Raw genomic sequence first — 25,996 nt, forward strand, 5'->3', positions numbered from 1 at the left:
AATCCTCGATCAGGGGTGATTGAACAAGGCCAACGACAGGTGTTCCGAATCATCCAGGTACAGGCTCATCGCCTCCCCTGCCGCCGGTCTATCCTGCTGGACCAGTAACCTATAAATCTCGCGATCACGCTCCAACCAAGGCGACTGGAAGCGTTGCTCATCGGGCGCGGCGCAAAACACCAGGCGTAGCTGGGCGATCACCTGGGCAAAAAACTCATCGAACAAGGGACTGCGCATCAAGCTGACGATGTGTTGGTGAAACACCAGGCTGTGAGTGGCGACCGCACGCCAGTCTTCGCGCTCACGGGCCAGGGTGGTGGCGTCGATGGCGTTCTGCATGCGCTCGGATTGCTCCTCCGTCAGAGCGCCACTCTGGGCGATGGCCTGCAACTCCAGCGTGCGACGGACGACAAACAAATCACGCACTTCGTCCCGCGCCAACCGCCGGACCATCACCCCTTTGTTACGTACGTAACGGGTCAACCCTTCCTGGCCCAGCCGATGCAACGCCTCGCGAATCGTATTGCGCGAGGCGTTATAGGCTTTCACCAACTCCACTTCGACCAACGGCATTCCTGGCAACAGCCGCCCGCCGATGATGTCAGTGCGAAGCTCCAGGGCAATCTGGTCGGCTAAAGACAAACTGAGTGTCATGGCTACCTCACGATTGTTGAACAATCCTATACGTAGAGGTAATCACTTTTCATGCCAAACGTCAGCGCTTAGACCACGCGTGTAAAACTATTCAAGTTGGTTAAAATGCCAGCCTGTCACCGAGGCCGACCTATGCGTTACTCATCCGACCACAAAGCCCAGACCCACCAACGCATCATCAAGGAAGCCTCCATACGCTTTCGCCGCGACGGCATCGGCGCCACCGGCTTGCAGCCTTTGATGAAAGCACTGAACCTGACGCACGGCGGCTTCTACGCGCATTTCAAATCCAAAGATGAACTGGTCGAAAAATCCCTGCAGACCGCAGCCACCGAGCTGGATGCACATTGCAAAATGCTGTTCAGCCAGGAACGGCCGCTGGAAGCATTCATTGATAGTTACCTGTCGGAATGGCACCTGAACTCGCCGGGTGAAGGCTGCCCATTGCCGACCATGTCCTCCGAACTCGGGCTCAGAGGCCAGCACAGCAAGACGACGGATGCGGTACTCAACGCTCGTGTCCAACAGATTGAAACGGCTTTGGCAGATGGCCGGGGTGACGCACAGGGCTTGGTGATGATGTCGACCCTGGTAGGGGCCTTGGTACTCGCCCGAAGTGTCGAGGACAAGGCACTCGCCATGCGAATCATGGAGGTGGTGCGAGACAGCTTGAAAACCCAGGTTTCAGAAGATGAAAAAGCCGGTCAGTGACCGGCCTCCCCTGGTTGGCTTAGTTGATTACAAGCCGATCGCGGTTCTTCTCCAGCAACGCCTTACCGATCCCCTTCACCTCCAACAACTCATCCACCGCCGTGAACGGACCATTGCTTTCGCGGTAGGCAACGATCGCCTTGGCTTTGGCAGCACCGATGCCGAACAGGTCGCGGCGCAAGGTTTCGGCGTCGGCGGCGTTCAGGTTGACCTTGGCGGATTGCTCGGCCTTCGACAGTTGGGCGGTGATAGGGGCTGGGGCTTCGGGCTTGATGGAAGGGGCTGCGGTGGCGGTGACTGAGAGGGTGGTGAGGAAGGCGAAGATTAGGGAGGTGAGGTAGGTGTTTTGCATTGGTGACGCTCCATGACATTGGTAAGAGAAAAGCAGCTTTTCCGAAGCTGCTTTTCTAACTTAGGCGATGGTGGGGATTCGTCAAAAATGCTTGAGTAACAGAGTGTTAAATCACGGCTCAAGGCGGCGCTGTTGGTAGATCCAGTCGACGATTTCGCCGTCGGGGGAATAGCCGCTGACGGTGTCGCGCAGGAGTTGGCGGACGCGGGCGTAATCGTCCAGCTCTACGGCTGCTAGCAACTCAGTCAGCTTGACCTTCAAAACGTCCCACGGTAAGTAATCTTCGTTGGCACTCATGATCATCGGGTGCTGAGTCGCGACAACGTTATCGCCGATGAGCAGCTCTTCATACAACTTTTCGCCAGGGCGTAAACCGGTAAATTCAATCGCAATATCGCCGTGGAAGTTTTTCTCTGAGCGGACACTGAGCCCTGACAGATGAATCATTTTTTCAGCAAGCTCTGCGATTTTAACCGGCTCCCCCATATCAAGAACAAAAACATCTCCCCCACGCCCCATAGAGCCCGCTTGAACAACCAACTGCGCCGCCTCGGGAATAGTCATGAAGTAGCGAGTGATTTTCGGATGCGTAACTGTCAGTGGCCCGCCGGACTTGATTTGCTTATGGAAAAGCGGGATCACAGAACCTGATGAACCGAGCACATTACCAAAACGCACCATGGTGAAGCGAGTTTTATTAACTCTGGAAATATTGGAGTTATCACCGAAAAAAACAGGTGCCAGTTCACGACTCAACGCTTGAAGTGTCATTTCAGCGAGACGTTTCGTACTGCCCATCACATTCGTCGGGCGCACGGCCTTATCTGTTGAAATCAGAACAAAGTTAGCCACACCTGCTTGCACGGCAGCCTGAGCAGTATTCAGGGTGCCAATTACATTATTGAGAACGCCTTCGGCAATATTATGCTCAACCATGGGCACATGCTTGTAGGCCGCAGCATGATAAACAGTCTCAATGCGCCAGGTTTTCAATACATCAAATATTTTTTCTTGATTACGAACAGAGCCAAGAATTGGCAACAATCGCACGGACAAAGCTTCTCTCATAACACGCTGTTCAAGCTCAGAGAGGATGCTATAAAGATTAAACTCACTGTGCTCGAACAATACGAGACAGGTGGGGCGTAATTCAAGGATTTGCCGGCAGAGTTCAGACCCGATAGACCCGCCCGCACCGGTTACGAGCACGGCCTTACCCGTAATGCAGTGTTCCAAGAGTTCTGCTTGGGCAGGTACCGCGTCACGGCCAAGCAGGTCCGCAATATCCACTTCCTGAATATCATCAACCTTAACACGACCACTGGCTAAATCCATAAACCCAGGCACGCTGCGGATATGAAGAGGATAGCCTTCAAGAAAGCCAAGAATCTCTCTGCGTCGTGCACGTGGGGAGGAAGGCACCGCAAGCAAGATTTCCTGAGCCCCAGTTGCATCTATCATCTTCTGAATGTGTGTAGGCTTGTAAACTTGGAGTCCGGAAATTACCCTGTTGGAAATACTTTGATCATCGTCGATGAAGGCAACCGGACGCATGACCCTGCCAATTCTCAATGCCGCAACCAACTGATTGCCCGCCGCACCGGCACCATAAATTGCAACTCGGGGCAGCCCATCGTCTCGGCTAGTAAAGGGTACATGTTGAGCAGCTGAGAACCAGTCACCAAGGAAAAACTGGCGCATCGCTAAACGCAACCCACCGACCATAATTACGCTGAGCCACCAATAATTGAAAATAATAGAGCGTGGAACAACGTTTTGGTGGTTGCTATACCAGTAAACAATAACCCCAAGGATCAAAGAAGACAAACTGACTGCTTTAATAATTGCAATAAGCGCATCATTGCCGAAATACCTCATTACCGCACGATAAAGTCCGAATCTCGCAAAAAGAGGAATGGCGACAAACGTTGCGCTTACAAACAACCAAAGGTGTTGTACCAACGGATTGGGCATTTCATCAATCCCCAAACGTACAACAAAAGCCAGCCACAAGGCACACCAAATAAGAACAACATCGACGGCTATCTGAATAAGCCTTTTTTGCCTGCGCGGAAGACCTTGTAAAAACACCCTGAACTTATCCATAGCTCCCTCAAACAACCTAAATTTGTACAACATTACGATGGAACATCGCTAATCGAAGCGGTGCACTAAAAAGCCTACACGTGGTCCTTTAGGTGCGCGCCCCTTCTAACTCGCCCGCACGGAAACGAACGGCCAAAACAACCAAGGGAATATAAGCTACAACCAACGCCATTGCGCCGCTCAGCAGCGAGTATGCGACACAAACTGCCAGTGGTAGTAGCCAAAACACGTTGATTAGACATACGGTCAAGGTCACTGGAGCGTGGCGGCCCACTTGGCGTGATGCGTATTGATAGGCATGACTGCGATGAGCTTCGTAGACACGCGCACCACGTAGCAGTCGACGTAACAAGGTAACCGTCGCATCGACAACGAACACGCCCAGAAGGATGAGCCAGCACCATAGTAGATCAGCAGACAACCAAGCCGCCTGAATAGAAAGCCCCGCGAGCACTATGCCTATAAAGCCACTGCCCGCATCGCCCATGAAAATTTTTGCTGAGGGAAAGTTCCAGTACAAAAAACCTGCCACGGAAAATGCAAACAGCAAATTCACCGGAATCAGGCTGGTTTGCCCGGAGATCAGGTAAACAACACACATACCCAAACATACACAAATAGCTTCGATACTCGCCAGTCCATCAATTCCATCCATGAAATTATATAGATTGAGCATCCACACTAGATACAACGCACCGAAGACGTAACCCACATGATGCAAGTCCAAAGGCAACCCGAAGAAATCAATGATCGGCAAGCCGCCAGACCAGAAAAGCACAATTGCGGCCGCAGAAAAATGCCCCAATAGGCGCCAACGCGCTGCGATATGCCCATGGTCATCCATGAAGCCAATTACAGCAACCAAGCCACCTGCCAGAAATAAGGAACCAAACACCGAAAAGTTAATAATGCCCGTAAAGTACAGACCGACGAGTGAAAGCATCACGGTGATAACGATCGCCAAACCACCGCCACGGGGCGTCGGAATAGAATGAGAGCTGCGTGCATTTGGAACATCTATCATTCTGCGCGATAAAGCGTACTGACGTAACATCGCAGTCAGTAGAAATGACGTGGATAGCACTAAACCTATAGCCCAAATCATTTATCCGTTCTCCCCTGAAAGCTCTCCGCGGTCAATGCAAAACCTTGTTCAACGGACATCGGAGGTGTCCACCCCAACAATAAGCGGTTCTTTTCAATATCAACCTGCAAGTTTCCGCATAGGCGTTGAGACAACGGCTTTTTGTTCAGGATCCTAGCGGCAGCGACGAGCAAACTGCTGGGCACAGGTAGCAATCGGGCACGGCAATGGAGCGCATTCGACATCCTTTTAAGCAACTGCGTGGTCGACACGTCCTCCCCATCACTCACCAGAAACGTCTGATTTGCAGCGGCGGGGTGCTCAAGGCAAACGCTTATCAAGTCCACCAGATTATAAAGAGATACAAGGCTACGTCTGTTATTGATTGCACCGAACGGCAGTATGATACCCTTACTCAACCATCTCATCATATTGAAGAAGTTAGCTTTCACGCCGGGCCCATATACAAGCACTGGGCGAATGATGACGACATCCATACCTGTTTCAGCGGCAATACTTCTCAGCCCTTCCTCTGCCTCCATTTTGGAGACCCCATAGATGTCACTGGGCATGGGAACATCATCTGCTCGATATGCGTGACCCGGCTCAGTCGACTCACCATTAACTTTGATAGAACTAATGAAGACAAAACGCGTTACACCGCACTGTGCTGCCTGCTTGGCGAGGTTGTGAGTTGCCGCCACATTCGCCAGCCTGAATTCAGCCATCGGATCGGCAGCACGCTCGTCCATGACGTGCACACGGGCGGCGCAATGAACAACGCTATCAACTCCTTTCAATGCGGCGGTAAAATCCGTGTATGGCGTCAAGTCACCACACACAAACGTTTCGCACCCCAAAGGAAGTCGTTCCGGCGAAGCTCTGTAAATGGCTACCGGCTCAAAGTTGTCGTGCGCCGAGAGTAGCTTGACCAAAGCACCGCCTACAAAGCCGCTTGCGCCCGTCACCGCTACACGAGAAGCCCTCTCCAATTCATCAGCGCTCATTCAAAAGCCTCTTATAATCGTCTAACAATAACGTTGCGCATTTGACCGAACTGAATTCGGAGTGAGCCCTTGCACTGGCGTGTGCCCCCATGCTCAGCCGAGTATCTTCCTCAACCAATAAGCGTGCTAGTGCATTGCCAAGAGACCGCGTATCCCTCGGCGGGACCAGGACACCTGTGACGCCATCTACAACAGCGTCGGAGAGACCATAGATATCGGTTCCTACGGTCGGCAGTTCCATAGCGCCAGCCTCGATAACAACTGTACCGAAGCCTTCACGATAACTGGGCAAGCAAAGCAAGTCTGCAATTGCCATATATTTTTCGGGCTCGTCCGAAAAACCAACACTGTGTATGCGCGTTGCGACATCACTGCCACTGACAGAGTCCACAATAGCCTGGCCGTTGTCCTCGAAAGGCCCCACCAATAGCAAGTGAAGTGACACGTTCTGTGAAGCAATGCATTGAAAGGCGTCGACCAGTTCCTGAATGCCTTTATCTTGAGTGATTCTGCCGACAAAAAGTATGACCTTGCTTTCAGCCGGAATACTAAGTTGTTCTTTCAAGGAAAGCATTTCGTCTTCGGTATACTTAGCTCGGCTAAACCGTTTTAGATCGACACCCGCCAATGACCCACTGCCAAGAACACTGATGTTCGCGGCACCGACAATATTGTTATCCACAAGAAACTGACGCTGACTTTTACTGTCTGTATAACAGTGCGTGTTCAAAACACCTATTAATCTGTCACAACACTTCAGAACAAGGCGCTTGATGCCAGACATTGTCACCCAAGGCTGTCCAGTGAACGTATGAATTCGAACTGGGGTACGTGCAACGAATGCAGCTATTGCGCACAGCAAACCTGCTTTGGGCGTGGTCGAATGGACGATATCGAACTGACTCGACTTAAATACGCGAAACAACTTCATCAAACTGACCAGATCGTTTAGCGGGCTGATATTTCTTGAAATGTTGATGGGCATAAAGGCCACATCAGCGAGGATAGCCATTTTATCTGCGAACTCGTCATCACTGGCTATTACCGTAATTTCCGTTCCCAGCGCCTGAAGCGTTTGAATTTGAGAGCTCAACTGAGTAAGCACGAAAAAAGGTACTGTCGAGACACGCGCTACTCGCAATTTCCTGTCAGCCAAATCTCACCTCACAGCCTGCGTTGAAAACGTCATATTTTGCCATACACTAATTACTCTGGAGCCCATTAATGAGTCGCTAATGGGTAAATGATTAACCAAAAAGCTCACCTATACTATCTGGAACAGGCTTGCCGGGCGCAAACTCCAATAGATCCATGGCTTTCTGAGCGGGATAGGACGTGTGACTCACCAGAGCATCAACGCGTTTCTGGGTGATCCGACCGCGGGTCAGTGGCGAAATTATCGCTACCGCCAGACGTACCATGAACTCTGGCACTACCAAACCAGGCGTTGATACGCCCTGCGCACGTGCCATGCCGGCGATGAGTTCTGGCATCATACAATCATTTGAAAGGTTGAATACCTGCCCTTTCGCTCGCGGGTTAGTAGCACATTTATAGAGCGCCGAAACCACATCATCAACATGAATGTAGGTGGCCGTCGCAGGCGAAAAGCCGATGAAAAAAAACCGTCCTCTCTTCACCATCTGACCAAGCTGTCTCAACGAATTGTTGGACATTGTCGGTCCAAACACATTGGAAGGACGCAGTATGGCAAATGAAAAAAACTCTGGCATCTGACGCATGAGGATCAAGGAATCCGCTAGCGTCTTGGTAATTTCATAAGTCCCGATAGGGTTCGTAGGCGTGTCTTCAGTCACTACACGACTCTTCGATCGAGAAGGGCCATAGGCCCCGACACTGCTCAGCTGAACCCACCGCATCGTTTGACCTTGAGCTGTAGCCACCGCCACCGCGTCCAGCAACTTAGCCGTAGCGTCCACATGGAGCGGATGCATCAACTGCTCATTATGGATCTCGCCTGCACAGTTGAATATCACATCGCAACCCGCGAGTAACTCGGGATAGTTGATATTATTCCCAACCAAATCGCCAATGACGGTTTCGACCGATGGATGAGCATGTGTGAGCCCCTTACGCGTCAAAACCCGCACCTGCATACCTTGCTCAATCAAGTACTGAATAAGACTTGAACCAATGAAGCCATTTGCACCCAATACCAACGCTTTCATCTCAGCTCCTTCTCGCCTGAACACTCATTTAAAGGTACGTCAGGCCTTACGATAAGGGGAGCACCTTGCTTTCTACGGAATTCCACAGCATATACATAGAGAGCAACAGCGAAAATCGGCATTCCCTGCAACCCCTTGAAATTGATGATCAGAAAGATAATGGTCAAAGCAAAGGCAAAATGCCGAACTTTCAAGAATTCCGCGCCACCAGGGGTAAAAATCAATCCAAGCAAAAAATAGGAATTCAGCAAAATATAGGCAAACACTGAGCCCACACCTGAAAAATAAAGAATTCTGAGGTATCCGACATCGGTACCCTTATAGAATTCCAAGGTATCTTCACTCCCAGAGAAGTACTGCCCCCCGCCAAATAACCACTCAGTCATTGTGTCCGGAAGAGTGTACATCTCTGATAACACGTTGACGCTCTGGCTTTTTAGCTCACCACGCTGGAACAAGTTCCGAAAAATTTCAGTCGCTTCAAATAGCGGCCCACTTTCCACATAAAAACTCAGCACGATCATCACAAGCAGTGCCAAAGCCAAAAACACCTTAAACAAAATGCCTTTTCTGAAGACGCTCATAATCGCATACGCCACAACTGCGCTTCTCGCTACCGCCATCGACAGGGGTAGCAAGAGGATCAGCAATAGACCATTCATAAATTTTGATTCAGATATCAGGATACTGAAAAACAACGCCAGTACGATCGTCAACGCGCCGTCAACATGGAACAGCCCAAAACCCAAAGCCCTGAGGCCATAGATATGCTGAAATACGTCTGCTGAACGTGGCGAAATAAAACCAAGCATGAATGAATAAAAATCATTACTTAACATCGTAAGCACGATGACGACGGCCTGGAATAGCAGCCAAGCGCTAAGTGCCGAAGGCCTGGCAAGAATGACACGACAAATGACATAGCCAAAAAAGAAGTTCAGTAGCACTTTGACAGAAACAACAATATGAAAAAAAAGATCACGACTCTCGCCTTCTCCATTCAAATAAGCAAGAAAACCACCGATCATCCATATTGAGAATAAAACACAAAAGATAGCAGCAAACCAGCCACGAGCGAGAAAAAAACGACAGAAGCCCGAAAGATAAAATGGCATAAGAACCAGAGCCATGGGTATCTCCGTACCGTAAATTCGCGGAAACCCTAGCACCAAAACCAATACCAAGAACGCGCCGAACATCGACATACGTCTATTGACGGGCCTAACCTGAACATTTTCCACAATTATCACTCTTAGTCACCTAGCACATTTCACGCACAACAAAAAACAGAGACTATTCAATCACCTCACCATTTAAGCAATAGATGCAGAACACCCTGATACATCCGAGGCTCACGGTAGCTGTAAGGATTAGCTAGAAGCTCGACAAGTAAACCTAACGCTTCTTTTTTTCGACCTGCTGCCAAATTCCTGAATCGAACACAATTTAAAATGCATAACACGCGATTATAAAGAGGGTGATCCTGATGTTGACTGACAATCAATAGCAGTCCCTTATGCACAAGATCATGTTGCTTCATAGTATTTGCAGGGTGCATGCGGTATTTCGCAAGGACATCGGGAAGAACCTCTACAAACTTGTCATTCCCTTTCGTCAGTCGCATCCACATATCCCAGTCTTCTATCTTAACCTCTGGATTATAGCTGCCCGCTTCGATGATTGCCTGCAAGACCACCATACTGGCGGGCGCCGGCAACTCAGTCTTCAGCAAGAAAATCTCATCAAACTTGTGCTTTCCTGCGCTCTTTCTGAAACCTCTCTCAACACCTTGATCGTCGATCAGCGACACGGAGCCAAATGAAGCAACACATCCAGGATTATCAAGCATGTGCTTAATCAATACTGCGGTTTTGGTCGGATACAGAATGTCATCAGAGGCAAGTGCAGAGAAATAAGTGCCCGACGCCCATTGCAAAGCATCATTCAACGTTCCAGACAACCCCTTATTAGGGCGTGAGATGAACTTAAATCGAGTAAATCGTGCCTCACACTCTTCTATCAGACTTGCAACTTTTTCTGCCGAGCGGTCTGTAGAGCCGTCATCAATAATGATCAATTCAATATTTTGATAAGTTTGCTCAATGATACTTCTGACGCTGTCCACCACGAAATGTTCATGATTATAGACAGGCACACACATGGTCACCAATGGGCTAGATACATAATCACTACTCTTCAATTACGCTTCCTCCACTTCAGGAAATGTGTCTAATTAGTTTCGCGGGGACGCCAGCGTATATACATCCAGCGGGCACATCGCATGTAACAATGGATCCACTGCCAATGACAGACCCATTATGGATGGTCACCCCCTTTAGCACCTTGACATCATTTCCAAAAAAGACATCATCACCAATAAAGACATCTGCACATTGGTATTGACCATTTGTTCTATTTTCAACTTCCAGTCCATGAAAATCAGAATCAGCCACAAAGAAATTATTGCCTATCATGCAGCGGCGACCAATCGAAACTTTGCCACGATCAGCTATAACCACCGCTGAATTATTAAAGCAAGTTCCCTCACCCACAATTATTTCCGCGGCATCGGTTCGTGCTTCGAAATAAGTGTACCCACTGATCAAATAGGGTGAAGGCCATACGCCCACCGTTATCTGAGTTTCAAATACAATGGATCCTCGCCCGACAAACTGCGCCGGCTGATTGAACTTTACTCCCTTAGATTGCACTCGATTGTCGGAAAAGAGATGACGATAAATCTTTACACGAAAAAACTGGATAACTTTGATGATCACATAGACTGGAAGCCTTCCAACTCCATAGATTCTGATTTTATTGAATAGGCCGCTCAAGCAAATACCCCTTTCTTTTTCATAACCAGAAACATGAAACACAAGTGCAAAGCATAGGTGATAGCATGTGCTATAACTGCACTTTCCAATTTAAAACCAGAAAGCATTATTACTAACGCATAGAATAGCAAAGCGAAGAACACTTCTGAAAATACAAAAATCTTCCAGTACGCCCGCGCGGCCAGCACATAACCCAAGATCCAACTGGCGATTTTCAGCACGTCACCTACCATCTGCCAACCGAACAAATCGCGCATCGGTAAAAAGTCAGGCGTGAACAGCACAGAAATTATAAAGTCACGCAAAAAATACATAATCAGACCGCATATAACAGCTACCGGAAAAATTATTTTATAACCATGCAGAATCTCATTCTTTATGTCCTTGGCCTCTTTCAACTCTGATAGTTTTGGCAAGTAGTAAACACTCAGTGTCGTCGTGACCAGCATCAGATAGGCCGAGCTGAGCCTCCACATTGCCTCCCAATAACCTGCGGACTGCCAGCTAATCGTTTCGCCGAGATGGTTTCGGACCAATATATGACTGATTGGCACGCACAAGGCTGATGAAAGTGCCATTACCGTAAATTTTGACAGGTTGATCGCGGTCTTTTTATCTAGCCCGCCAATCATATAAGACAACTTGAACCATGGTGACTTAAAACATAAAAAGAACGTAATGAAACAGCTAAGAGATTGGTATACAGCCAACGCAACCAGTGCGCCATAAAGGCCATATGACATCGACATCAATGCCGTAACAAGCAATGAGAACAAGCTGCCTGCAACGTTCGCTACGACGTACCTACCAATCTCTTTTTTTCCGTTCAATATTGCTAACATCAGCGTATTGAACGTAAACAGTACCAGAGTTGCACCAAACCAAACAAAAACACCACCAAAACTGGCGTCTTTTAGGAACCAGATTGCCAAGGTCTCGTTGAAAATAATGATTAAAAGCGAAAAAAACAGCGAGCCTGACAACGCAATTGTTCCCGCTGTTCGCCAAACTCGGTGTTGCGCAGCTACATCATCTTTAAACTCAGCCGTGTATTTAGTAACCCCTGTATTAACGGCACCACTGGCAAAGGTAGTGATCATCTGTACCGCATTCTGAAATTGTCCAAGTGCGGCATACCCACTCGGACCGACGTAGATCGCCAAGACTTTATTGATGCCCAACAAGGTCAACATTTTCATGAATACGGCAATTGCATTCAGCAGGCTTGTTCGGATTAAAGTCATTCCCGATCAGCCATTTCCCGAGAAGCTATTGCACGCATCAACTACCAACCTCGCATCGTCCCAGCTCAACGATGGACCCATTGGAAGACTCAGTACCTGATTATGGATTTTTTCGGAAATTGGGTAAGAGTGGTCGCTCCATTCAGAGTAAGCACGTTGCTGGTGCGGGGGTATCGGGTAATGGATGAGCGTCTCTACACCCTTCGCTACCAAATGTTGTTTTAGTGCGTCACGCTGCGCGCTCCGGATGACAAAAAGATGCCAAACATGACTTTCAAATTCAATAGGCAAACGACCTGCTGTCGAAGGCAGCTGAATAGCAGGATTATCGATCCCGTCCAAATACAGGCTAGCAATCTCTCGCCGATGCTGTGTTTGCTCATCCAGGTACTTTAATTTAACGCTCAACATCGCCGCTTGAATTTCATCAAGCCGGCTGTTAACCCCGCGATATAAATTTTTGTATTTTTCGTGAGAGCCGTAATTACGCAGCGCTCGGAGCGTATCAGCAAGTTCCGGATCGTCAGTAGTTATTGCGCCAGCGTCCCCCAAAGCACCGAGGTTCTTACCGGGATAAAAGCTGAATCCGGAAGCGTGCCCCCAACTGCCGGCTTTTTTACCATCGAGACTTGCACCGTGCGACTGCGCAGAATCTTCCAGCACGAGAAGTTTGTGCTCTGCCGCGATCGCGAGTATTTTCGGCATATCGGCCAGCTGACCGTATAAATGGACGGGTAGTATCGCTCGCGTCTTGGACGTTATCGCTTTCCTGACATTCACAGGGCAAAGATTGAAGGTTTTCACGTCAGGCTCAACGAGTACGGGCGTTAGACGATTTTCCGAAATCGCTAAAATACTTGCGATATAGGTATTGGCAGGTACGATAACTTCATCGCCCTCCTTGAGGTAGCCCAAAGCCATCCAGGCGCGCAGCGTCAAGACCAAAGCATCGAGTCCATTGGCTACACCGATACAATGTTTAGAACCACAATACCCAGCAAACTCAGTCTCGAAGGTTGCGAGCTCACGGCCGCCGATGTACCAGCCCGATTGGATAACTCGGCTGCAAGCCTCAGTCAATTCATCGTGAAACACCGCGTTCACGGACTTCAAATCTAGAAAGTTAATCATTTTTCCATATACCTAATGACTTTTGCTGGGTTGCCTACCACTACAGCATATTCAGGGACATCTTTGGTCACAACCGCCCCGGCGCCGACCATTGCATAACGCCCGATGACGACACCCGGCAAGATAGTTGCGTTGGCGCCTATGCTCGCCCCCTGCCTGACCGTAATACCTTCAAAACGTTCTGGATATTGTTTGGAGCGTGGCGATATATCATTGGTGAATGTTGCGTTCGGGCCGATAAAAACTTCATCCTCAATTCGCGTTCCGGCCCATAAGAAGACGCCCGACTTAACCGTCACGTTATTCCCAACAACAACGTCACCTTCAATTAATGTGTGCGCGCAGAGGTTGCAGCCCTCTCCAATCAAGGCGCCCTTCAATACAACACAAAATTGCCACACCCGAGTACTGGGCCCAATATGCTCACTTTGAACGTCCGCGAGAGGATGAATGTTAGTCATTATTTACCATCCCCACAAAATCCGAATACGAGCGAATATAATCATTTTCATCGTACAGATCGCTTGCGATTACTAGCAAAACGCAACCTGGGCTGAAGCGATGCATTTCGTGCCAAACCATCTTGTCTATAAAAATAGCTTTGCTAGGAGAGTCCAACCAAACCTCTTCCTTCCTTACCCCGTCGTCCATGATCATCAAGCATTTCCCGGACACGCAGACTGCCACCTGCTCCAATTCTTTATGTGCATGAAACCCACGCGGTACGTCAGGCTTGGTACCCGTCAAGTAGTAAACGCGCTTGATGTCGAAAGGGACATTTTTCATTGCCTCAAGCACAACAAGCTGACCTCGCTCGTCTCCCAAGACATCAAATTCAATTAGGTTAATCAGGCTCATTCAGAATTCTCCTCAGCCAACACTGGCGTGGTGGCCGAATTTATTTTTGATTCAACGATTAGCTGGGAGAGCGACTTCCTAGTGTAGCGTGCCCACAAAGCAACCCTGTTGCCTTCAAGAAGCCCTGGGTCATGGTCGTGCTCGCTCACTGACGCATACGTCCCGCTCAGCGCGATAAACGCTGAAGGTGAGGTCCGTTGCCAAAGTCTGACGCACCGGAAGCACCCAGTAAGCGCTGCAGCAAACAGTGAGTAGCATAAAGTCATCCGCGGCCTACGGTAGCAAGGATAGGGCCTTTCATTTTTCGTCGATTTCCCAGGTAATGCACGCTGCTCACGGCGTTTGGGCAGATGTCTTACGAGGGCTTTTGGATGCCCGCCCGCCCGCCATCTAAACTAATGTACGAAAATATCAGATCAACGCCCCGCTGGCACTGCAATTACTCGTTCGCCCAGATAGATCGTCCATTGAACCGTTGAAAAACAAGGGATATAGCGCTTCGTAAAAGAAGAAATACGCGCCCCCTTCATTGAGCTTGCGGTTCAGCACACCTTAGTAAACGGCACAACTGTCGAAAAATCTGACAGAAGGTAATAGCAGAAGGCTGTTGAAATTTCCGAGTCCCATGGAAGCTAGCCATACAGTTTTCTCTAACTCCTTCCATTGACACGCTATAAGAAAAAACAATACACAAAGGGTAACTGGTTGTAGAGCTAACCCTGAAGGGCAACTGGCCCTATACGTTATCTTTCGCGATCGCTTTTAACCGTGTGCCCGACTAATGCGGCATCAACAGAAACACGAGTCAAGCTGGAACTGTGTGGCGGGCGATTTGACATGAGATACTTCAGAAGCACGAAAAAAACCCCAAATATCAGCCCGAGCAAAACCCCGGATACGATGATGAGTGTTTTCTTAGGCGAAACTGGAGCAAGTGGTTCCAATGCATACTGATCCAGATTGACCATTTTTAATCTGCTCAAATCTAAATTCAAGCTACGCAGACGCACGATTTCAGCACGCAGGGGCTGAACGCCGGTATAAAAGAGGTCGTCATTCTTGCGATCATTCAAAACCTGAATTTCGCGGTTGCGCTCCAGAAGCTGAAGTTCTTTCGCAATTTGAGCGATACGGCCATCTGTAAAACGATCTGAACGACGCAAGCGCAGCACCTTACGCTCTGCCTCCAGCGCTTCTACGCCCATAAAATAGAGAGGAATTTGCTGGTTGTTGATTTCCGTACGCATGACACTATTGCCACTGATACTTCCAACTTCACCCAGGGATGAGGGAGTGGTTGGCTTCCTGATGCCCAACGACTGAGCGATAGTAATAGCTTCCGTGAGCTGCGTAATCCGGTCGCTGCGTAATGTCTTAAGCTGGGAATCAAGTGCTTTGAGTTCATCCTGAAGCTGTGCTCGACGTAAGTCGTCAGCCTCTTTAAAACTTGCAATTTTTGCCTCTTTCTCTACTTCATAACTAGCCTTGGCTGCCTGGTATTTCCCATCAAGCTCAGCCAACCTATTTTTTACAATGACTTCCAGATCAGCGGCGACATGCTGTCTTTCCTTATCAATCGCATAAGCAACTAGGCCATTTAAGATGGCGACCCCATTAATAGGCTTAGGGTATTTTAACTCTATCTCAATATAAGCACTAAGCGAGTTAGCTTTTTTAGAATCAGGAAGAACCAGAGTCAAAGACTTCTTATTAAACTCTTCAAAATTCTGCTCCAATGAACGTCCTGGCCGCTCGAAATTCTTGAATATATTTGGATTGGCGCGGAAGAACCCCAGTCGTGTATCGTAGGACTCTAAAGACGCACCGACTTTGATTAGCGCTTCACTTGGCGGTAACTGATAGATCTGAGTTCGATTCAGGGCATCTAACTCATTAATAGCAGCAGGCCTCAGCACACTCCTTGCCACGTACTCAGGAGTTGCCATAAAGGCATAGGTAGAAGCAATCACGCCTGCGCCGAAAGCGGCAAGCAGAACTAGCTTTTTCTGTCGCCAAATGGCTTGAAACAGTACAAAAAAGTCAATTTCGCCGATTGAATGTACGGCGGGAGAGCGAAAGCTACTACTCACAACAAAAACCTGCCTTCAAAGAGAAACTGCGGGCTCGTTATGCAGATCAAATTGTGTGTTTTTTTATTCTAATTGGGTGACCGCTAAAACCCAGCGTCTCTGCCGAATTTTTAGTGCACAAAATGACCGTTATCGAGGACAGGTTTCATTTTGCCATCTCTCTGGCATATTACAAGTCTTGACAAGGCCGTAGGAAAAATCCGAAACGGCCAAAGCAAGCCCTCTAATTCTCGTCCGAGCGGGATAAAAATAGAAAGGAATTTTCACAGAAGCCAGAGAACACCCAATGATTCTGACTGGATCACTGGATTTCCCGAGCCGGCGCATAACGACACAGCGCGCCGAGCAAAAGGAATACCGAAGGAATTATCTGACAGACGGCATCTGTATTTCTTATCTACTATCTTGGTAAATCATGCTGCAGCAAGCTCTAGACGCGTGCCGTAGGAGCGAGCGTGCGAAGTCGCTTACGAACCAGTACGCTCATCAGCGGCCCTATTAGCATTCCAACAATCAAAGCCAGAACCATAAACACCGACACTGGTATCTGACCAGTAGTAAAGCCAAAGAAAGACAAAGAGGCACCCTGCTGGTTCTCCAATACAAACGCTAAAACGATCAACGCAAAAACCAGCACCGCCAGCACCGCCAAAACGCGCTTAACCCCACGCATAACTTTCCCCTCCCCCAAAAACACTCAGACGCCTTCTTCCTCTTCTTCGTTCACCCGGTCACGCAATTCTTTACCCGGCTTGAAGTGAGGAACGAACTTGCCGTCAAGGCTGACGGACTGGCCTGTCTTGGGGTTGCGACCCACGCGTGGTGCACGATAGTGCAAAGAAAAGCTGCCAAACCCACGGATCTCAATCCGATCTCCGGTCGCCAGGCACTGGGACATTTGCTCGAGCATGGTCTTGATGGCCAGCTCTACATCCTTGGATGAGAGCAGCCCTTGATGGGTGACAATTCGTTCGATCAACTCCGACTTCGTCATATTTTTCCCTTCTTTTTCAAGCAGCTAGGAAAAGCGCTTCGAAGGTTTTAGCATGACTTGATGAATTTGAACAGCCCACCCGGCAACTAATATGCAGGATGGAAGACGACGCTTCGTAAGCACATTCCACCCTCAATTACAGATCACTAGCATGGTGCGAGTTACAGCGCCTGCCGGATTCCAACCAAACAGGTAGTCACCCTCTTCATCCCTAGCATCACTGGACCTGGTGATGACTTTGTAACCCTGCATCCCGCACTCCTTGGCCGCGCGTTTCTCGCACTTTTCCCAATTGGAGCCGAGCCCCGAGCAATCGATCTCGACGCCGCTGATACCCCGCTTGACGTACGTCTTGGCACTGGTGGCGGCACAGCCCACGAGCATTACCACTGCAAATACTAAAATAAGCCTGTTCATTCAAATCCTTATTGAGCCAACAAAAACATGGATCACCTACTGGCACACTATAATCAGTTCTGACACCGACCTGCGTCCAAGAGCTCCAAGTTGTTGATTCAACGAATTTCAGGCACAAAAAAGGGCGACCGAAGTCGCCCTTTTTCTATGGTCTGACAGAACTTAGTTCTGTTTTTCCATTTGTGCACGCAACAGGTCGCCCAGAGTGGTAGGACCAGCAGCGATGCTATCCGAAGGCTTGTCTTTCAAGCTTTGGATGGCTTCTTTCTCTTCAGCATCGTCTTTCGACTTGATGGAGAGCTGGATTACACGGCTCTTGCGGTCAACGCTGATGATCTTGGCTTCAACTTCCTGGCCTTCTTTCAGAACGTTACGCGCGTCTTCAACGCGGTCACGGCTGATTTCGGAGGCTTTCAGAGTCGCTTCGATATCGTCGGCCAGAGTGATGATGGCGCCTTTAGCGTCAACTTCTTTCACAGTGCCCTTAACGATTGCGCCTTTGTCGTTGTCCTGAACGTATTCAGAGAACGGGTCGCTTTCCAGTTGCTTGATACCCAGGGAGATACGCTCGCGCTCTGGGTCAACCGACAGGATAACGGTGTCCAGCTCGTCGCCCTTCTTGAAACGACGAACAGCTTCTTCGCCCACTTCGTTCCAGGAGATGTCGGACAGGTGAACCAGGCCGTCGATGCCGCCGTCCAGACCAATGAAGATACCGAAATCGGTGATCGACTTGATGGTGCCGGAGATTTTATCGCCCTTGTTGAACTGGCCAGAGAAATCTTCCCATGGGTTAGATTTGCACTGCTTGATGCCCAGGGAGATACGACGACGCTCTTCGTCGATGTCCAGAACCATAACTTCCACTTCGTCGCCGACTTGTACGACTTTCGAAGGGTGGATGTTTTTGTTGGTCCAGTCCATTTCGGAAACGTGTACCAGGCCTTCCACGCCTTCTTCCAGCTCAGCGAAGCAGCCGTAGTCGGTCAGGTTGGTAACACGCGCGGTAACGCGAGTGCTTTCTGGGTAACGGGCTTTGATAGCAACCCATGGATCTTCACCCAGTTGCTTCAGGCCCAGGGAAACACGGTTGCGCTCGCGATCGTATTTCAGAACCTTGACATCGATCTCGTCGCCAACGTTGACGATTTCGGAAGGATGCTTGATACGCTTCCAAGCCATGTCGGTAATGTGCAGCAGGCCATCCACGCCACCCAGGTCGACGAATGCGCCGTAGTCGGTGAGGTTTTTGACGATACCTTTGACTTGTTGGCCTTCCTGCAGGGATTCCAGCAGAGCTTCACGCTCGGCGGAGTTCTCTGCTTCCAGGACGCTGCGACGGGAAACGACAACGTTGTTGCGCTTCTGGTCGAGCTTGATGACCTTGAATTCGAGTTCTTTGCCTTCCAGGTGCGTGGTGTCGCGCACAGGACGAACGTCGACCAAAGAACCTGGCAGGAACGCACGGATGCCGTTAACGTCGACAGTGAAGCCGCCTTTAACCTTACCGTTGATAACGCCCTTGACCACTTCTTCAGCTGCGAAGGCTGCTTCGAGAACAATCCAGCATTCAGCGCGCTTGGCTTTCTCACGGGACAGCTTGGTTTCACCGAAACCGTCTTCAACCGAGTCCAGAGCAACGTGAACTTCGTCACCGACATTGATTGTCAGATCACCAGCATCGTTGTAGAACTGTTCCAGCGGGATCAGAGCTTCAGACTTCAGACCAGCGTGAACGGTTACCCAGCGAGCTTGGTAATCGATATCAACGATAACACCGGTGATGATGGAGCCTGCCTGAAGGTTCAGGGTTTTTAGGCTTTCTTCAAAGAGTTCCGCAAAGCTTTCGCTCATTTTAATTCCTGTTGATAAGGGCGAAGAATACGCCCATCTCCACACCCCAGACGGTGTGGGTCAGTTTCAATTAAAAGAAGCACCACAGGACTATGACTGGTCCCCTGCGGCCTTCTTGGTCACCCGGCGATATCGCGAATGGCGATCTCGCTCAAGATGCGTTCCAGCACCTGCTCGATGGACAACTCCGTGGAATCCAGCTGTATGGCATCAGCCGCCGGCTTGAGCGGGGCTACTGCGCGCTGGGTATCACGCTCATCGCGTGCACGGATCTCATCTAGCAGACTCGACAGACTAACACCATCGACTTTGCCCTTCAACTGCAAGTAGCGGCGGCGAGCCCGCTCCTCGGCGCTGGCGGTCAGAAAAATCTTCAAGGGTGCCTCGGGAAACACCACGGTTCCCATGTCACGGCCATCGGCCACCAGGCCCGGCGGCTCCTGGAAAGCCCGCTGGCGCTGCAGCAGCGCATCACGCACGGCCGGCAGCGCGGCAACCTGGGAAGCCCAGGAGCCGACTTGTTCATTGCGCAGGTCGTCCGTCACATCGTCCCCTTCGAGGATGATGCGCTGGGGATGACCTTCTGTCGCGCCGACGAACTGCACATCAAGGTGCGCCGCCAGCAGCTTGAGGGATTCTTCATTGGTCAGGTCGACGCCATGGTTGCGTGCGGCGAATGCCAGCAAGCGGTACAGCGCGCCGGAATCCAGCAGGCACCAGCCCAGGCGCTTGGCCAGGATGCCGGCGATCGTGCCTTTGCCCGAGCCGCTTGGCCCGTCGATGGTAATCACCGGTGCTTTGATATTCACAATTGAGCCTCTTGGGCAACACGGATGCCGACTTGGGCACACAGTGTAAGAAAATTCGGAAAAGACGTAGCAACATTGGCGCAGTCATGGATACGAATCGGCGCCGCCGCCCGTAGGGAAGCTACGCTGAACGCCATGGCAATCCGATGATCGCCATGGGCATGGACTTCACCACCGCCCATCAGGCCACCGTCAATGATAATCCCATCGGGGGTCGGTTCACACTTCACCCCCAGTGCCAGCAGACCGTCGGCCATGACCTGGATGCGGTCGGACTCCTTCACACGCAACTCCTGAGCCCCACGCAACACGGTCCGCCCTTCGGCACAGGCCGCCGCGACGAACAGCACCGGGAACTCATCGATTGCCAGCGGCACCAGGGCCTCGGGAATCTCGATACCTGTTAGCGTCGCCGCGCGCACGCGCAGGTCGGCAACCGGCTCGCCGCCGACTTCGCGCTGATTTTCCAGGGTGATATCCGCGCCCATCAGCCGCAGGATGTCGATCACGCCAGTACGCGTCGGATTGACCCCCACATGCTCCAGCAACAGCTCGGAACCTTCGGCGATCGAAGCCGCTACCAGGAAAAACGCCGAAGAAGAAATATCCCCCGGCACTTCTATATGGGTAGCCGTCAACGCCTGGCCCGATTCCAGCGAAGCCGTCGCGCCCTCCACCGCCACCGGGTAACCAAAGCCGCGCAACATGCGCTCGGTATGGTCACGGGTCGGTGCAGGCTCGATGACCGCGGTCTTGCCCTCGGCGTACAACCCCGCCAGCAGCAAGCAGGATTTGACCTGCGCGCTGGCCATCGGCATGGCGTAGGTCAGGCCTTTCAACGACTGCCCACCACGGATAGTCAGCGGCGGACGCCCTTCCGGGCCCGTCTCGATCACCGCGCCCATGTCCCGCAGTGGCTTGGCCACGCGGTTCATCGGGCGCTTGGACAGGGACGCGTCGCCCGTCAGCACGCTGTCGAAACGCTGCGCCGCCAGCAACCCGGACAGCAGGCGCATGGAGGTGCCCGAGTTGCCGAGGTAAATCGGCCCCGGCGCTGGCTTCAAACCCTGCAAGCCCACGCCATGGATGGTGACGCGCCCATGGTGCGGGCCTTCGATCACCACACCCATGTCGCGAAACGCCTGCAAGGTCGCCAGGGCGTCTTCACCCTCAAGGAAGCCTTCAACTTCAGTCACACCCTCAGCCAACGAACCCAGCATGATCGACCGATGGGAGATCGACTTGTCGCCCGGCACCCGAATGCTTCCCCTCAAGCGGCCGCCCGGGTTGGCGAGGAAGGTCAGGTCATCGGCGTTCACAGCGGTTTCCATGTAGGCCCGGCGCGCCAGGATCTTGCTGAAATGCTCACGCGCCACCCGCGCACGGGTGAACACGCCCAATAATTGATGGCCATCGCCGGCATCCACCGCGTCGCGCAAGGCATCAAGGTCGCTGCGGAAGGTGTCCAGGGTGCGCAACACTGCCTCGCGATTGGCGAGGAAGATGTCGTGCCACATCACCGGGTCGCTGCCGGCAATCCGCGTAAAGTCACGGAAGCCGCCGGCGGCGTAACGGAAAATCTCGAGGTTCTCATTGCGCTTGGCCAGCGAGTCCACCAGGCCAAATGCCAGCAGATGCGGCAGATGGCTCGTCGCGGCCAGCACTTCGTCGTGACGCTCGACCTGCATATGCTCGACATCCGCCCCCAGCTCGCGCCACAGGCGATCAACCACCGCCAACGCAGCCGGATCGGTTTGCTCCAGCGGTGTCAGGATGACCTTATGCCGACGGAACAACTGCGCATTCGACGCCTCCACCCCGCTCTGCTCGGAACCGGCAATCGGATGGCCCGGCACGAAGCGCGCCGGCATGCCACCAAACGCCCGTTGCGCCGCGCGCACGACGTTGCCTTTGGCACTGCCCACATCCGTGAGGATCGCCTGGCCCAGGTCCATGCCCGCCAACACCGCCAGCAATTTCTCCATGGCCAGGATCGGCACCGCCAGCTGGATCACGTCAGCGCCCTGGCACGCGAGCGCCAGGTCCGCCTCGCAACGATCCACCACCCCCAACTCGACCGCCAACTTGCGCGATTGCGGGTCCAGGTCGACACCCACCACTTCGCCACACACGCCGCTTTCACGCAGGCCTTTGGCGAAGGAGCCGCCGATCAACCCCAGACCGACCACCACCAGGCGACCGATCATAGGCACAGCAGGTTGCAATGCAGTGACATCAACCACGAGCCAGAACCTTGGCCAGCGCCTCGAGGAAGCGGCTGTTTTCCGCCGGCAGGCCGATGGTGATGCGCAAGTGGTTCGGCATGCCGTAGTTGGCCACCGGCCGCACGATCACGCCTTCGCGCAGCAGGCCCTGGAATACCGGAGCAGCCACTTGGCCGAGGTCGACACAAATGAAATTGCCCTTGGACGGAATCCAGCCCAGGCCTAGCTCACGGAAACCTTCCTGCAACTGCAGCATGCCGGTTTCGTTGATGCGACGGCCTTCTTCCAGGTACTCGGCATCCTTCACCGCCGCACAAGCCGCCGCCAGGGCGAGGCTATTGACGTTGAATGGCTGGCGCACGCGGTTCAGCACATCGGCGACTACCGCCGTGGACAGGCCGTAACCCACGCGCAGCGACGCCAGGCCATAGGCCTTGGAGAAGGTACGCGAGACCAGCAGGTTCGGGTACGCCGCCAAGAACTCGAGGCCGTCTGGCAGGTCGCTGCCCTCGGCATACTCGATGTACGCCTCGTCCAGCACCACCAGCACGTGTTCAGGCACGTCTTGCAGGAAGTCGTTCAGCGCCTGAGCGTCGAACCAAGTGCCGGTCGGGTTGTTCGGGTTGGCGATAAACACCACGCGGGTTTGTGCATCGATGGCCGCCAGCATGGCCGGCAGGTCGTGGCCCCAATCCTTCGCTGGAATGACGCGCGCATCGGCACCGACCGCCTGGGTCACGATCGGATAGACCGCAAACGCGTGCTCACTGAACACCGCGTTCAAGCCTGGCGCCAGGTAGGCACGGCCGACCAGCTCAAGAATGTCGTTGGAACCGTTACCCAGAGTTACCTGGTTCAGCTCGACCCGGCACTTCTCCGCCAGCAGGGACTTGAGTGCAAAGCCGTTGCCATCGGGGTAGCGGGTCAGCTCGGCCAATTCTTCACGGATTGCCGCCAACACTTTCGGGCTAGGGCCCAGTGGGTTCTCGTTGCTCGCCAGCTTGACGATCCTGGACGGATCCAGGTTCAACTCACGCGCCAGCTCGTCCACAGGCTTGCCCGGGACGTAAGGCGACAGTTGTTGCACGCCCGGCTGAGCCAGGGCGAGGAAGTTGCCACTCATGTTAAAGCCTCACAAAACCGCTTTCGGGTAAGAGCCCAGCACCTTGAGTGCCACGGCTTCCTGACTGATTTTCTCGAGCACGCCCTTGACCAGTGGGTCGCGGTGGTGGCCGATGAAGTCGATAAAGAACACGTAAGTCCATTTACCGCTGCGCGAAGGACGAGTCTCGATGCGCGTCAGGTCAATCCCGTTGTCGTGGAACGGCACCAGCAGCTCATGCAGCGCGCCGGGCTTGTTGCTCATGGAGACAATGATGGAGGTCTTGTCGTCGCCGGTCGGTGGCACTTCCTGGCTGCCGATCATCAAGAAGCGCGTGGAGTTGTCCGGGCGGTCCTCGATTTTCTCCGCCAGGCGCGTCAGGCCATACAGGCCCGCCGCCATATCACCGGCGATGGCCGCCGAATTCCACTCGCCCTTGACCCGCTTGGCGGCTTCGGCGTTGCTGGAGACCGCGACGCGCTCGACATTCGGGTAGTGAGCGTCCAGCCACTTGCGGCACTGGGCGAGGGACTGTGCATGGGAGTAGATGCGGCTGATGCTGTCAGTCTTGGTGTTCTCGCCCACCAGCAGGTGGTGGTGGATACGCAGCTCGACTTCGCCGCAGATCACCATGTCGTGCTCAAGGAAGCTGTCCAGCGTGTGATTGACCGCGCCTTCGGTGGAGTTTTCCACCGGCACCACGCCAAAATTCACCGCACCGGCTGCCACTTCACGGAACACTTCGTCGATCGCCGCCATCGGCTTGCTGATCACCGCGTGGCCGAAGTGCTTCATGGCCGCCGCTTGGGTGAAGGTGCCTTCCGGGCCGAGGTAGGCCACTTTCAGCGGCTGCTCAAGGGCCAGGCACGAAGACATGATTTCACGGAACAACCGCGCCATCTCTTCGTTGCCCAGCGGGCCCTTGTTGCGCTCCATCACACGCTTGAGAACCTGGGCCTCACGCTCGGGACGGTAGAACACCGGCACTTCGCCTTCAGCCAGGGACGCCATCTTCACCCGTGCCACTTCCTGGGCACACCGCGCGCGCTCACTGATCAGCTCCAGGACTTTCTCGTCCAAGCTGTCAATGCGTACGCGCAGGGCCTTGAGTTCTTGCTCAGACATTAGCCGTGTTCCTTTTCGAACTCTGCCATGTAGGCAACCAGCGCCTTGATGGCGTTGATGTCGACAGCGTTGTAGATGGAGGCGCGCATGCCACCGACCGAACGGTGGCCCTTGAGGTTCAGCAGGCCGCGCTCGTCGGCACCGGCCAGGAATGGCTTGTCCAGACGGTCGTCAGCCAGGCGGAACGGCACGTTCATCCACGAACGGTCCGTCAGGTTGATCGGGTTGCTGTAAAGGCCGCTGGCGTCGATGAAGTCGTACAGGGTGCGCTTCTTCTCTTCGTTCAGCTTGCCCATGGCGGCGACACCGCCCTGCTCCTTCAGCCACTCGAAGACCAGGCCGGACAGGTACCAGGCGAACGCCGGCGGGGTGTTGTACATCGAGCCGTTATCGGCCGCGACCTTGTAGTTGAGCATGGTCGGGCACAGCGAACGGGCACGCCCCAGCAGGTCTTCGCGGATGATGTTGACCAGGATGCCGCTCGGGCCGATGTTCTTCTGCGCGCCGGCGTAGATCATGCCGTACTTGGACACGTCGATCGGGCGCGAGAGGATGTCCGAGGACATGTCGCACACCAGCGGCACGTCGCCCACTTCCGGCACCCAGTCGAATTCCAGGCCGCCGATGGTTTCGTTGGCCACGTAGTGCACGTAGGCAGCGTCCTTCGACAGCTTCCACTCGTTCTGACCGGGAATGGCGAAGTAGTCGTAAGGCTTAGCGGTGCCCGCCACATTGACGTGACCGTAACGGGAAGCCTCTTCAATGGCCTTCTGGCCCCAGATGCCCGTGTCGATATAGTCAGCCGTGCCGTCTTCCGGCAGCAGGTTCAGCGGGATCTGGGCGAACTGCTGGCTGGCGCCGCCCTGCAGGAACAGCACTTTGTAGTTGGATGGGATGTCCAGCAAGTCGCGCAGGTCCTGCTCGGCCTTGGTGGCGATGGACACGAACTCATCGCTGCGATGGCTCATTTCCATCACGGAGAGGCCTTTTCCATGCCAGTCGAGGAGTTCACCCTGCGCACGCTGCAGGACTGCTTCAGGAAGCGCCGCGGGACCGGCACAGAAGTTATAGGCTCTCTTGCTCACATCCAATCTCACTCTGATCTGGTGGGGCTGCAATCATGTTCGGTAACAACCTTTCTCTGGAGCGAACCCTTGTGGGAGCTGGCTTGCCTGCGATAAGGGCACCTCGGTAGCGCAGTGATACCGCG

25 protein-coding genes are annotated in these 25,996 nt (G+C 52.6%); 1 reads left to right on the top strand and 24 read right to left on the bottom strand.

Going from position 1 to position 25,996, the window contains the following annotated elements; all coding sequences use genetic code 11:
* Window positions 1-9 precede the first annotated feature (9 nt).
* Window positions 10-654, bottom strand: a complete 645-nt coding sequence (locus CWC48_RS02075; protein ID WP_100491237.1) for a GntR family transcriptional regulator — start codon at window positions 652-654, stop codon at window positions 10-12.
* Between the two features lie 132 nt (window positions 655-786).
* On the opposite strand from CWC48_RS02075, the gene CWC48_RS02080 reads away from it, so the two are divergent.
* Window positions 787-1,365: a TetR/AcrR family transcriptional regulator gene (locus tag CWC48_RS02080; protein ID WP_100491238.1), complete on the top strand. Its 579-nt coding sequence runs from the start codon at window positions 787-789 to the stop codon at window positions 1,363-1,365.
* Between the two features lie 19 nt (window positions 1,366-1,384).
* On the opposite strand, the gene CWC48_RS02085 is transcribed toward CWC48_RS02080, so the two are convergent.
* The 23 genes from CWC48_RS02085 to serC all read right to left on the bottom strand — a co-directional run bounded on the left by CWC48_RS02085 (window position 1,385) and on the right by serC (window position 25,871).
* A complete protein-coding gene (locus tag CWC48_RS02085) occupies window positions 1,385-1,717 on the bottom strand; it encodes a ComEA family DNA-binding protein (protein ID WP_100491239.1) in 333 nt (110 codons plus the stop codon).
* Between the two features lie 111 nt (window positions 1,718-1,828).
* Window positions 1,829-3,823 (bottom strand): nucleoside-diphosphate sugar epimerase/dehydratase, encoded by a 1,995-nt coding sequence (locus CWC48_RS02090; protein ID WP_100491240.1) that lies wholly within the window; start codon window positions 3,821-3,823, stop codon window positions 1,829-1,831.
* Window positions 3,824-3,911: 88 nt separating this feature from the next.
* Window positions 3,912-4,928: a glycosyltransferase family 4 protein gene (locus tag CWC48_RS02095; RefSeq protein WP_100491241.1), complete on the bottom strand. Its 1,017-nt coding sequence runs from the start codon at window positions 4,926-4,928 to the stop codon at window positions 3,912-3,914.
* Window positions 4,925-5,914 (bottom strand): SDR family oxidoreductase, encoded by a 990-nt coding sequence (locus CWC48_RS02100; protein WP_100491242.1) that lies wholly within the window; start codon window positions 5,912-5,914, stop codon window positions 4,925-4,927. The genes CWC48_RS02095 and CWC48_RS02100 overlap by 4 nt, the downstream gene beginning before the upstream one ends.
* Window positions 5,904-7,019 (bottom strand): glycosyltransferase family 4 protein, encoded by a 1,116-nt coding sequence (locus CWC48_RS02105; RefSeq protein ID WP_256581591.1) that lies wholly within the window; start codon window positions 7,017-7,019, stop codon window positions 5,904-5,906. The genes CWC48_RS02100 and CWC48_RS02105 overlap by 11 nt, the downstream gene beginning before the upstream one ends.
* A 142-nt stretch (window positions 7,020-7,161) precedes the next feature.
* Window positions 7,162-8,103 (bottom strand): NAD(P)-dependent oxidoreductase, encoded by a 942-nt coding sequence (locus CWC48_RS02110; RefSeq protein ID WP_100491244.1) that lies wholly within the window; start codon window positions 8,101-8,103, stop codon window positions 7,162-7,164.
* A complete protein-coding gene (locus CWC48_RS02115; RefSeq protein ID WP_157806794.1) occupies window positions 8,100-9,233 on the bottom strand; it encodes a hypothetical protein in 1,134 nt (377 codons plus the stop codon). The genes CWC48_RS02110 and CWC48_RS02115 overlap by 4 nt, the downstream gene beginning before the upstream one ends.
* A gap of 176 nt (window positions 9,234-9,409) precedes the next feature.
* A complete protein-coding gene (locus CWC48_RS02120; RefSeq protein ID WP_157806795.1) occupies window positions 9,410-10,303 on the bottom strand; it encodes a glycosyltransferase in 894 nt (297 codons plus the stop codon).
* A gap of 16 nt (window positions 10,304-10,319) precedes the next feature.
* Complete coding sequence (locus CWC48_RS02125) at window positions 10,320-10,937, bottom strand: acyltransferase (RefSeq protein ID WP_256581592.1); 618 nt, start codon at window positions 10,935-10,937, stop codon at window positions 10,320-10,322.
* On the bottom strand, window positions 10,934-12,181 hold the full coding sequence (locus tag CWC48_RS02130; RefSeq protein WP_100491247.1) for an O-antigen translocase: 1,248 nt from the start codon (window positions 12,179-12,181) through the stop codon (window positions 10,934-10,936). Before CWC48_RS02130 ends, CWC48_RS02125 begins: the two co-directional genes overlap by 4 nt.
* A 6-nt stretch (window positions 12,182-12,187) precedes the next feature.
* On the bottom strand, window positions 12,188-13,312 hold the full coding sequence (locus CWC48_RS02135) for a DegT/DnrJ/EryC1/StrS aminotransferase family protein (RefSeq protein ID WP_100491248.1): 1,125 nt from the start codon (window positions 13,310-13,312) through the stop codon (window positions 12,188-12,190).
* Entirely contained in the window at window positions 13,309-13,773 is a 465-nt protein-coding gene (locus tag CWC48_RS02140) for an acyltransferase (RefSeq protein WP_100491249.1), read from the bottom strand. The genes CWC48_RS02135 and CWC48_RS02140 overlap by 4 nt, the downstream gene beginning before the upstream one ends.
* Window positions 13,766-14,170 (bottom strand): FdtA/QdtA family cupin domain-containing protein, encoded by a 405-nt coding sequence (locus CWC48_RS02145; protein ID WP_100491250.1) that lies wholly within the window; start codon window positions 14,168-14,170, stop codon window positions 13,766-13,768. Before CWC48_RS02145 ends, CWC48_RS02140 begins: the two co-directional genes overlap by 8 nt.
* Window positions 14,171-14,913: 743 nt before the next feature.
* Entirely contained in the window at window positions 14,914-16,260 is a 1,347-nt protein-coding gene (locus CWC48_RS02150; RefSeq protein ID WP_100491251.1) for a GNVR domain-containing protein, read from the bottom strand.
* Window positions 16,261-16,690: 430 nt separating this feature from the next.
* Window positions 16,691-16,933 carry a lipopolysaccharide assembly protein LapA domain-containing protein gene (locus CWC48_RS02155; RefSeq protein ID WP_100492492.1) on the bottom strand — a complete coding sequence of 81 codons (243 nt, stop codon included), beginning with the start codon at window positions 16,931-16,933 and terminating at the stop codon, window positions 16,691-16,693.
* A 24-nt stretch (window positions 16,934-16,957) separates the two neighbouring features.
* Window positions 16,958-17,254, bottom strand: coding sequence for an integration host factor subunit beta (gene ihfB / locus CWC48_RS02160; RefSeq protein WP_003189779.1), 297 nt, complete (start codon window positions 17,252-17,254; stop codon window positions 16,958-16,960).
* A gap of 132 nt (window positions 17,255-17,386) precedes the next feature.
* On the bottom strand, window positions 17,387-17,671 hold the full coding sequence (locus tag CWC48_RS02165) for a hypothetical protein (RefSeq protein ID WP_100491252.1): 285 nt from the start codon (window positions 17,669-17,671) through the stop codon (window positions 17,387-17,389).
* 162 nt (window positions 17,672-17,833) lie between these two features.
* Complete coding sequence (gene rpsA / locus CWC48_RS02170) at window positions 17,834-19,525, bottom strand: 30S ribosomal protein S1 (protein ID WP_025856938.1); 1,692 nt, start codon at window positions 19,523-19,525, stop codon at window positions 17,834-17,836.
* 119 nt (window positions 19,526-19,644) lie between these two features.
* Window positions 19,645-20,334: a (d)CMP kinase gene (cmk, locus tag CWC48_RS02175; protein WP_003172653.1), complete on the bottom strand. Its 690-nt coding sequence runs from the start codon at window positions 20,332-20,334 to the stop codon at window positions 19,645-19,647.
* Window positions 20,331-22,541, bottom strand: a complete 2,211-nt coding sequence (locus tag CWC48_RS02180; RefSeq protein ID WP_256581774.1) for a bifunctional prephenate dehydrogenase/3-phosphoshikimate 1-carboxyvinyltransferase — start codon at window positions 22,539-22,541, stop codon at window positions 20,331-20,333. The genes cmk and CWC48_RS02180 overlap by 4 nt, the downstream gene beginning before the upstream one ends.
* A 28-nt stretch (window positions 22,542-22,569) precedes the next feature.
* Window positions 22,570-23,682: a histidinol-phosphate transaminase gene (hisC, locus tag CWC48_RS02185; RefSeq protein ID WP_100491254.1), complete on the bottom strand. Its 1,113-nt coding sequence runs from the start codon at window positions 23,680-23,682 to the stop codon at window positions 22,570-22,572.
* A gap of 9 nt (window positions 23,683-23,691) precedes the next feature.
* On the bottom strand, window positions 23,692-24,786 hold the full coding sequence (pheA, locus tag CWC48_RS02190) for a prephenate dehydratase (protein WP_003172650.1): 1,095 nt from the start codon (window positions 24,784-24,786) through the stop codon (window positions 23,692-23,694).
* Window positions 24,786-25,871: a 3-phosphoserine/phosphohydroxythreonine transaminase gene (serC, locus tag CWC48_RS02195; protein ID WP_078047491.1), complete on the bottom strand. Its 1,086-nt coding sequence runs from the start codon at window positions 25,869-25,871 to the stop codon at window positions 24,786-24,788. The genes pheA and serC overlap by 1 nt, the downstream gene beginning before the upstream one ends.
* Window positions 25,872-25,996: the final 125 nt, after the last annotated feature.

The organism is Pseudomonas sp. S10E 269, assembly GCF_002798465.1.
Taxonomy (GTDB): domain Bacteria; phylum Pseudomonadota; class Gammaproteobacteria; order Pseudomonadales; family Pseudomonadaceae; genus Aquipseudomonas; species Aquipseudomonas pergaminensis.

Bases quoted from the DNA above. Each gene is read 5' to 3' on its own strand.
- CWC48_RS02075 (WP_100491237.1), bottom strand. From the start codon at position 654: ATGACACTCAGTTTGTCTTTAGCCGACCAGATTGCCCTGGAGCTTCGC.
- CWC48_RS02080 (WP_100491238.1), top strand. From the start codon at position 787: ATGCGTTACTCATCCGACCACAAAGCCCAGACCCACCAACGCATCATC.
- CWC48_RS02085 (WP_100491239.1), bottom strand. From the start codon at position 1,717: ATGCAAAACACCTACCTCACCTCCCTAATCTTCGCCTTCCTCACCACC.
- CWC48_RS02090 (WP_100491240.1), bottom strand. From the start codon at position 3,823: ATGGATAAGTTCAGGGTGTTTTTACAAGGTCTTCCGCGCAGGCAAAAA.
- CWC48_RS02095 (WP_100491241.1), bottom strand. From the start codon at position 4,928: ATGATTTGGGCTATAGGTTTAGTGCTATCCACGTCATTTCTACTGACT.
- CWC48_RS02100 (WP_100491242.1), bottom strand. From the start codon at position 5,914: ATGAGCGCTGATGAATTGGAGAGGGCTTCTCGTGTAGCGGTGACGGGC.
- CWC48_RS02110 (WP_100491244.1), bottom strand. From the start codon at position 8,103: ATGAAAGCGTTGGTATTGGGTGCAAATGGCTTCATTGGTTCAAGTCTT.
- CWC48_RS02115 (WP_157806794.1), bottom strand. From the start codon at position 9,233: ATGGCTCTGGTTCTTATGCCATTTTATCTTTCGGGCTTCTGTCGTTTT.
- CWC48_RS02130 (WP_100491247.1), bottom strand. From the start codon at position 12,181: ATGACTTTAATCCGAACAAGCCTGCTGAATGCAATTGCCGTATTCATG.
- CWC48_RS02135 (WP_100491248.1), bottom strand. From the start codon at position 13,312: ATGATTAACTTTCTAGATTTGAAGTCCGTGAACGCGGTGTTTCACGAT.
- CWC48_RS02140 (WP_100491249.1), bottom strand. From the start codon at position 13,773: ATGACTAACATTCATCCTCTCGCGGACGTTCAAAGTGAGCATATTGGG.
- CWC48_RS02145 (WP_100491250.1), bottom strand. From the start codon at position 14,170: ATGAGCCTGATTAACCTAATTGAATTTGATGTCTTGGGAGACGAGCGA.
- CWC48_RS02155 (WP_100492492.1), bottom strand. From the start codon at position 16,933: ATGCGTGGGGTTAAGCGCGTTTTGGCGGTGCTGGCGGTGCTGGTTTTT.
- ihfB (WP_003189779.1), bottom strand. From the start codon at position 17,254: ATGACGAAGTCGGAGTTGATCGAACGAATTGTCACCCATCAAGGGCTG.
- CWC48_RS02165 (WP_100491252.1), bottom strand. From the start codon at position 17,671: ATGAACAGGCTTATTTTAGTATTTGCAGTGGTAATGCTCGTGGGCTGT.
- rpsA (WP_025856938.1), bottom strand. From the start codon at position 19,525: ATGAGCGAAAGCTTTGCGGAACTCTTTGAAGAAAGCCTAAAAACCCTG.
- CWC48_RS02180 (WP_256581774.1), bottom strand. From the start codon at position 22,541: ATGATCGGTCGCCTGGTGGTGGTCGGTCTGGGGTTGATCGGCGGCTCC.
- hisC (WP_100491254.1), bottom strand. From the start codon at position 23,682: ATGAGTGGCAACTTCCTCGCCCTGGCTCAGCCGGGCGTGCAACAACTG.
- pheA (WP_003172650.1), bottom strand. From the start codon at position 24,786: ATGTCTGAGCAAGAACTCAAGGCCCTGCGCGTACGCATTGACAGCTTG.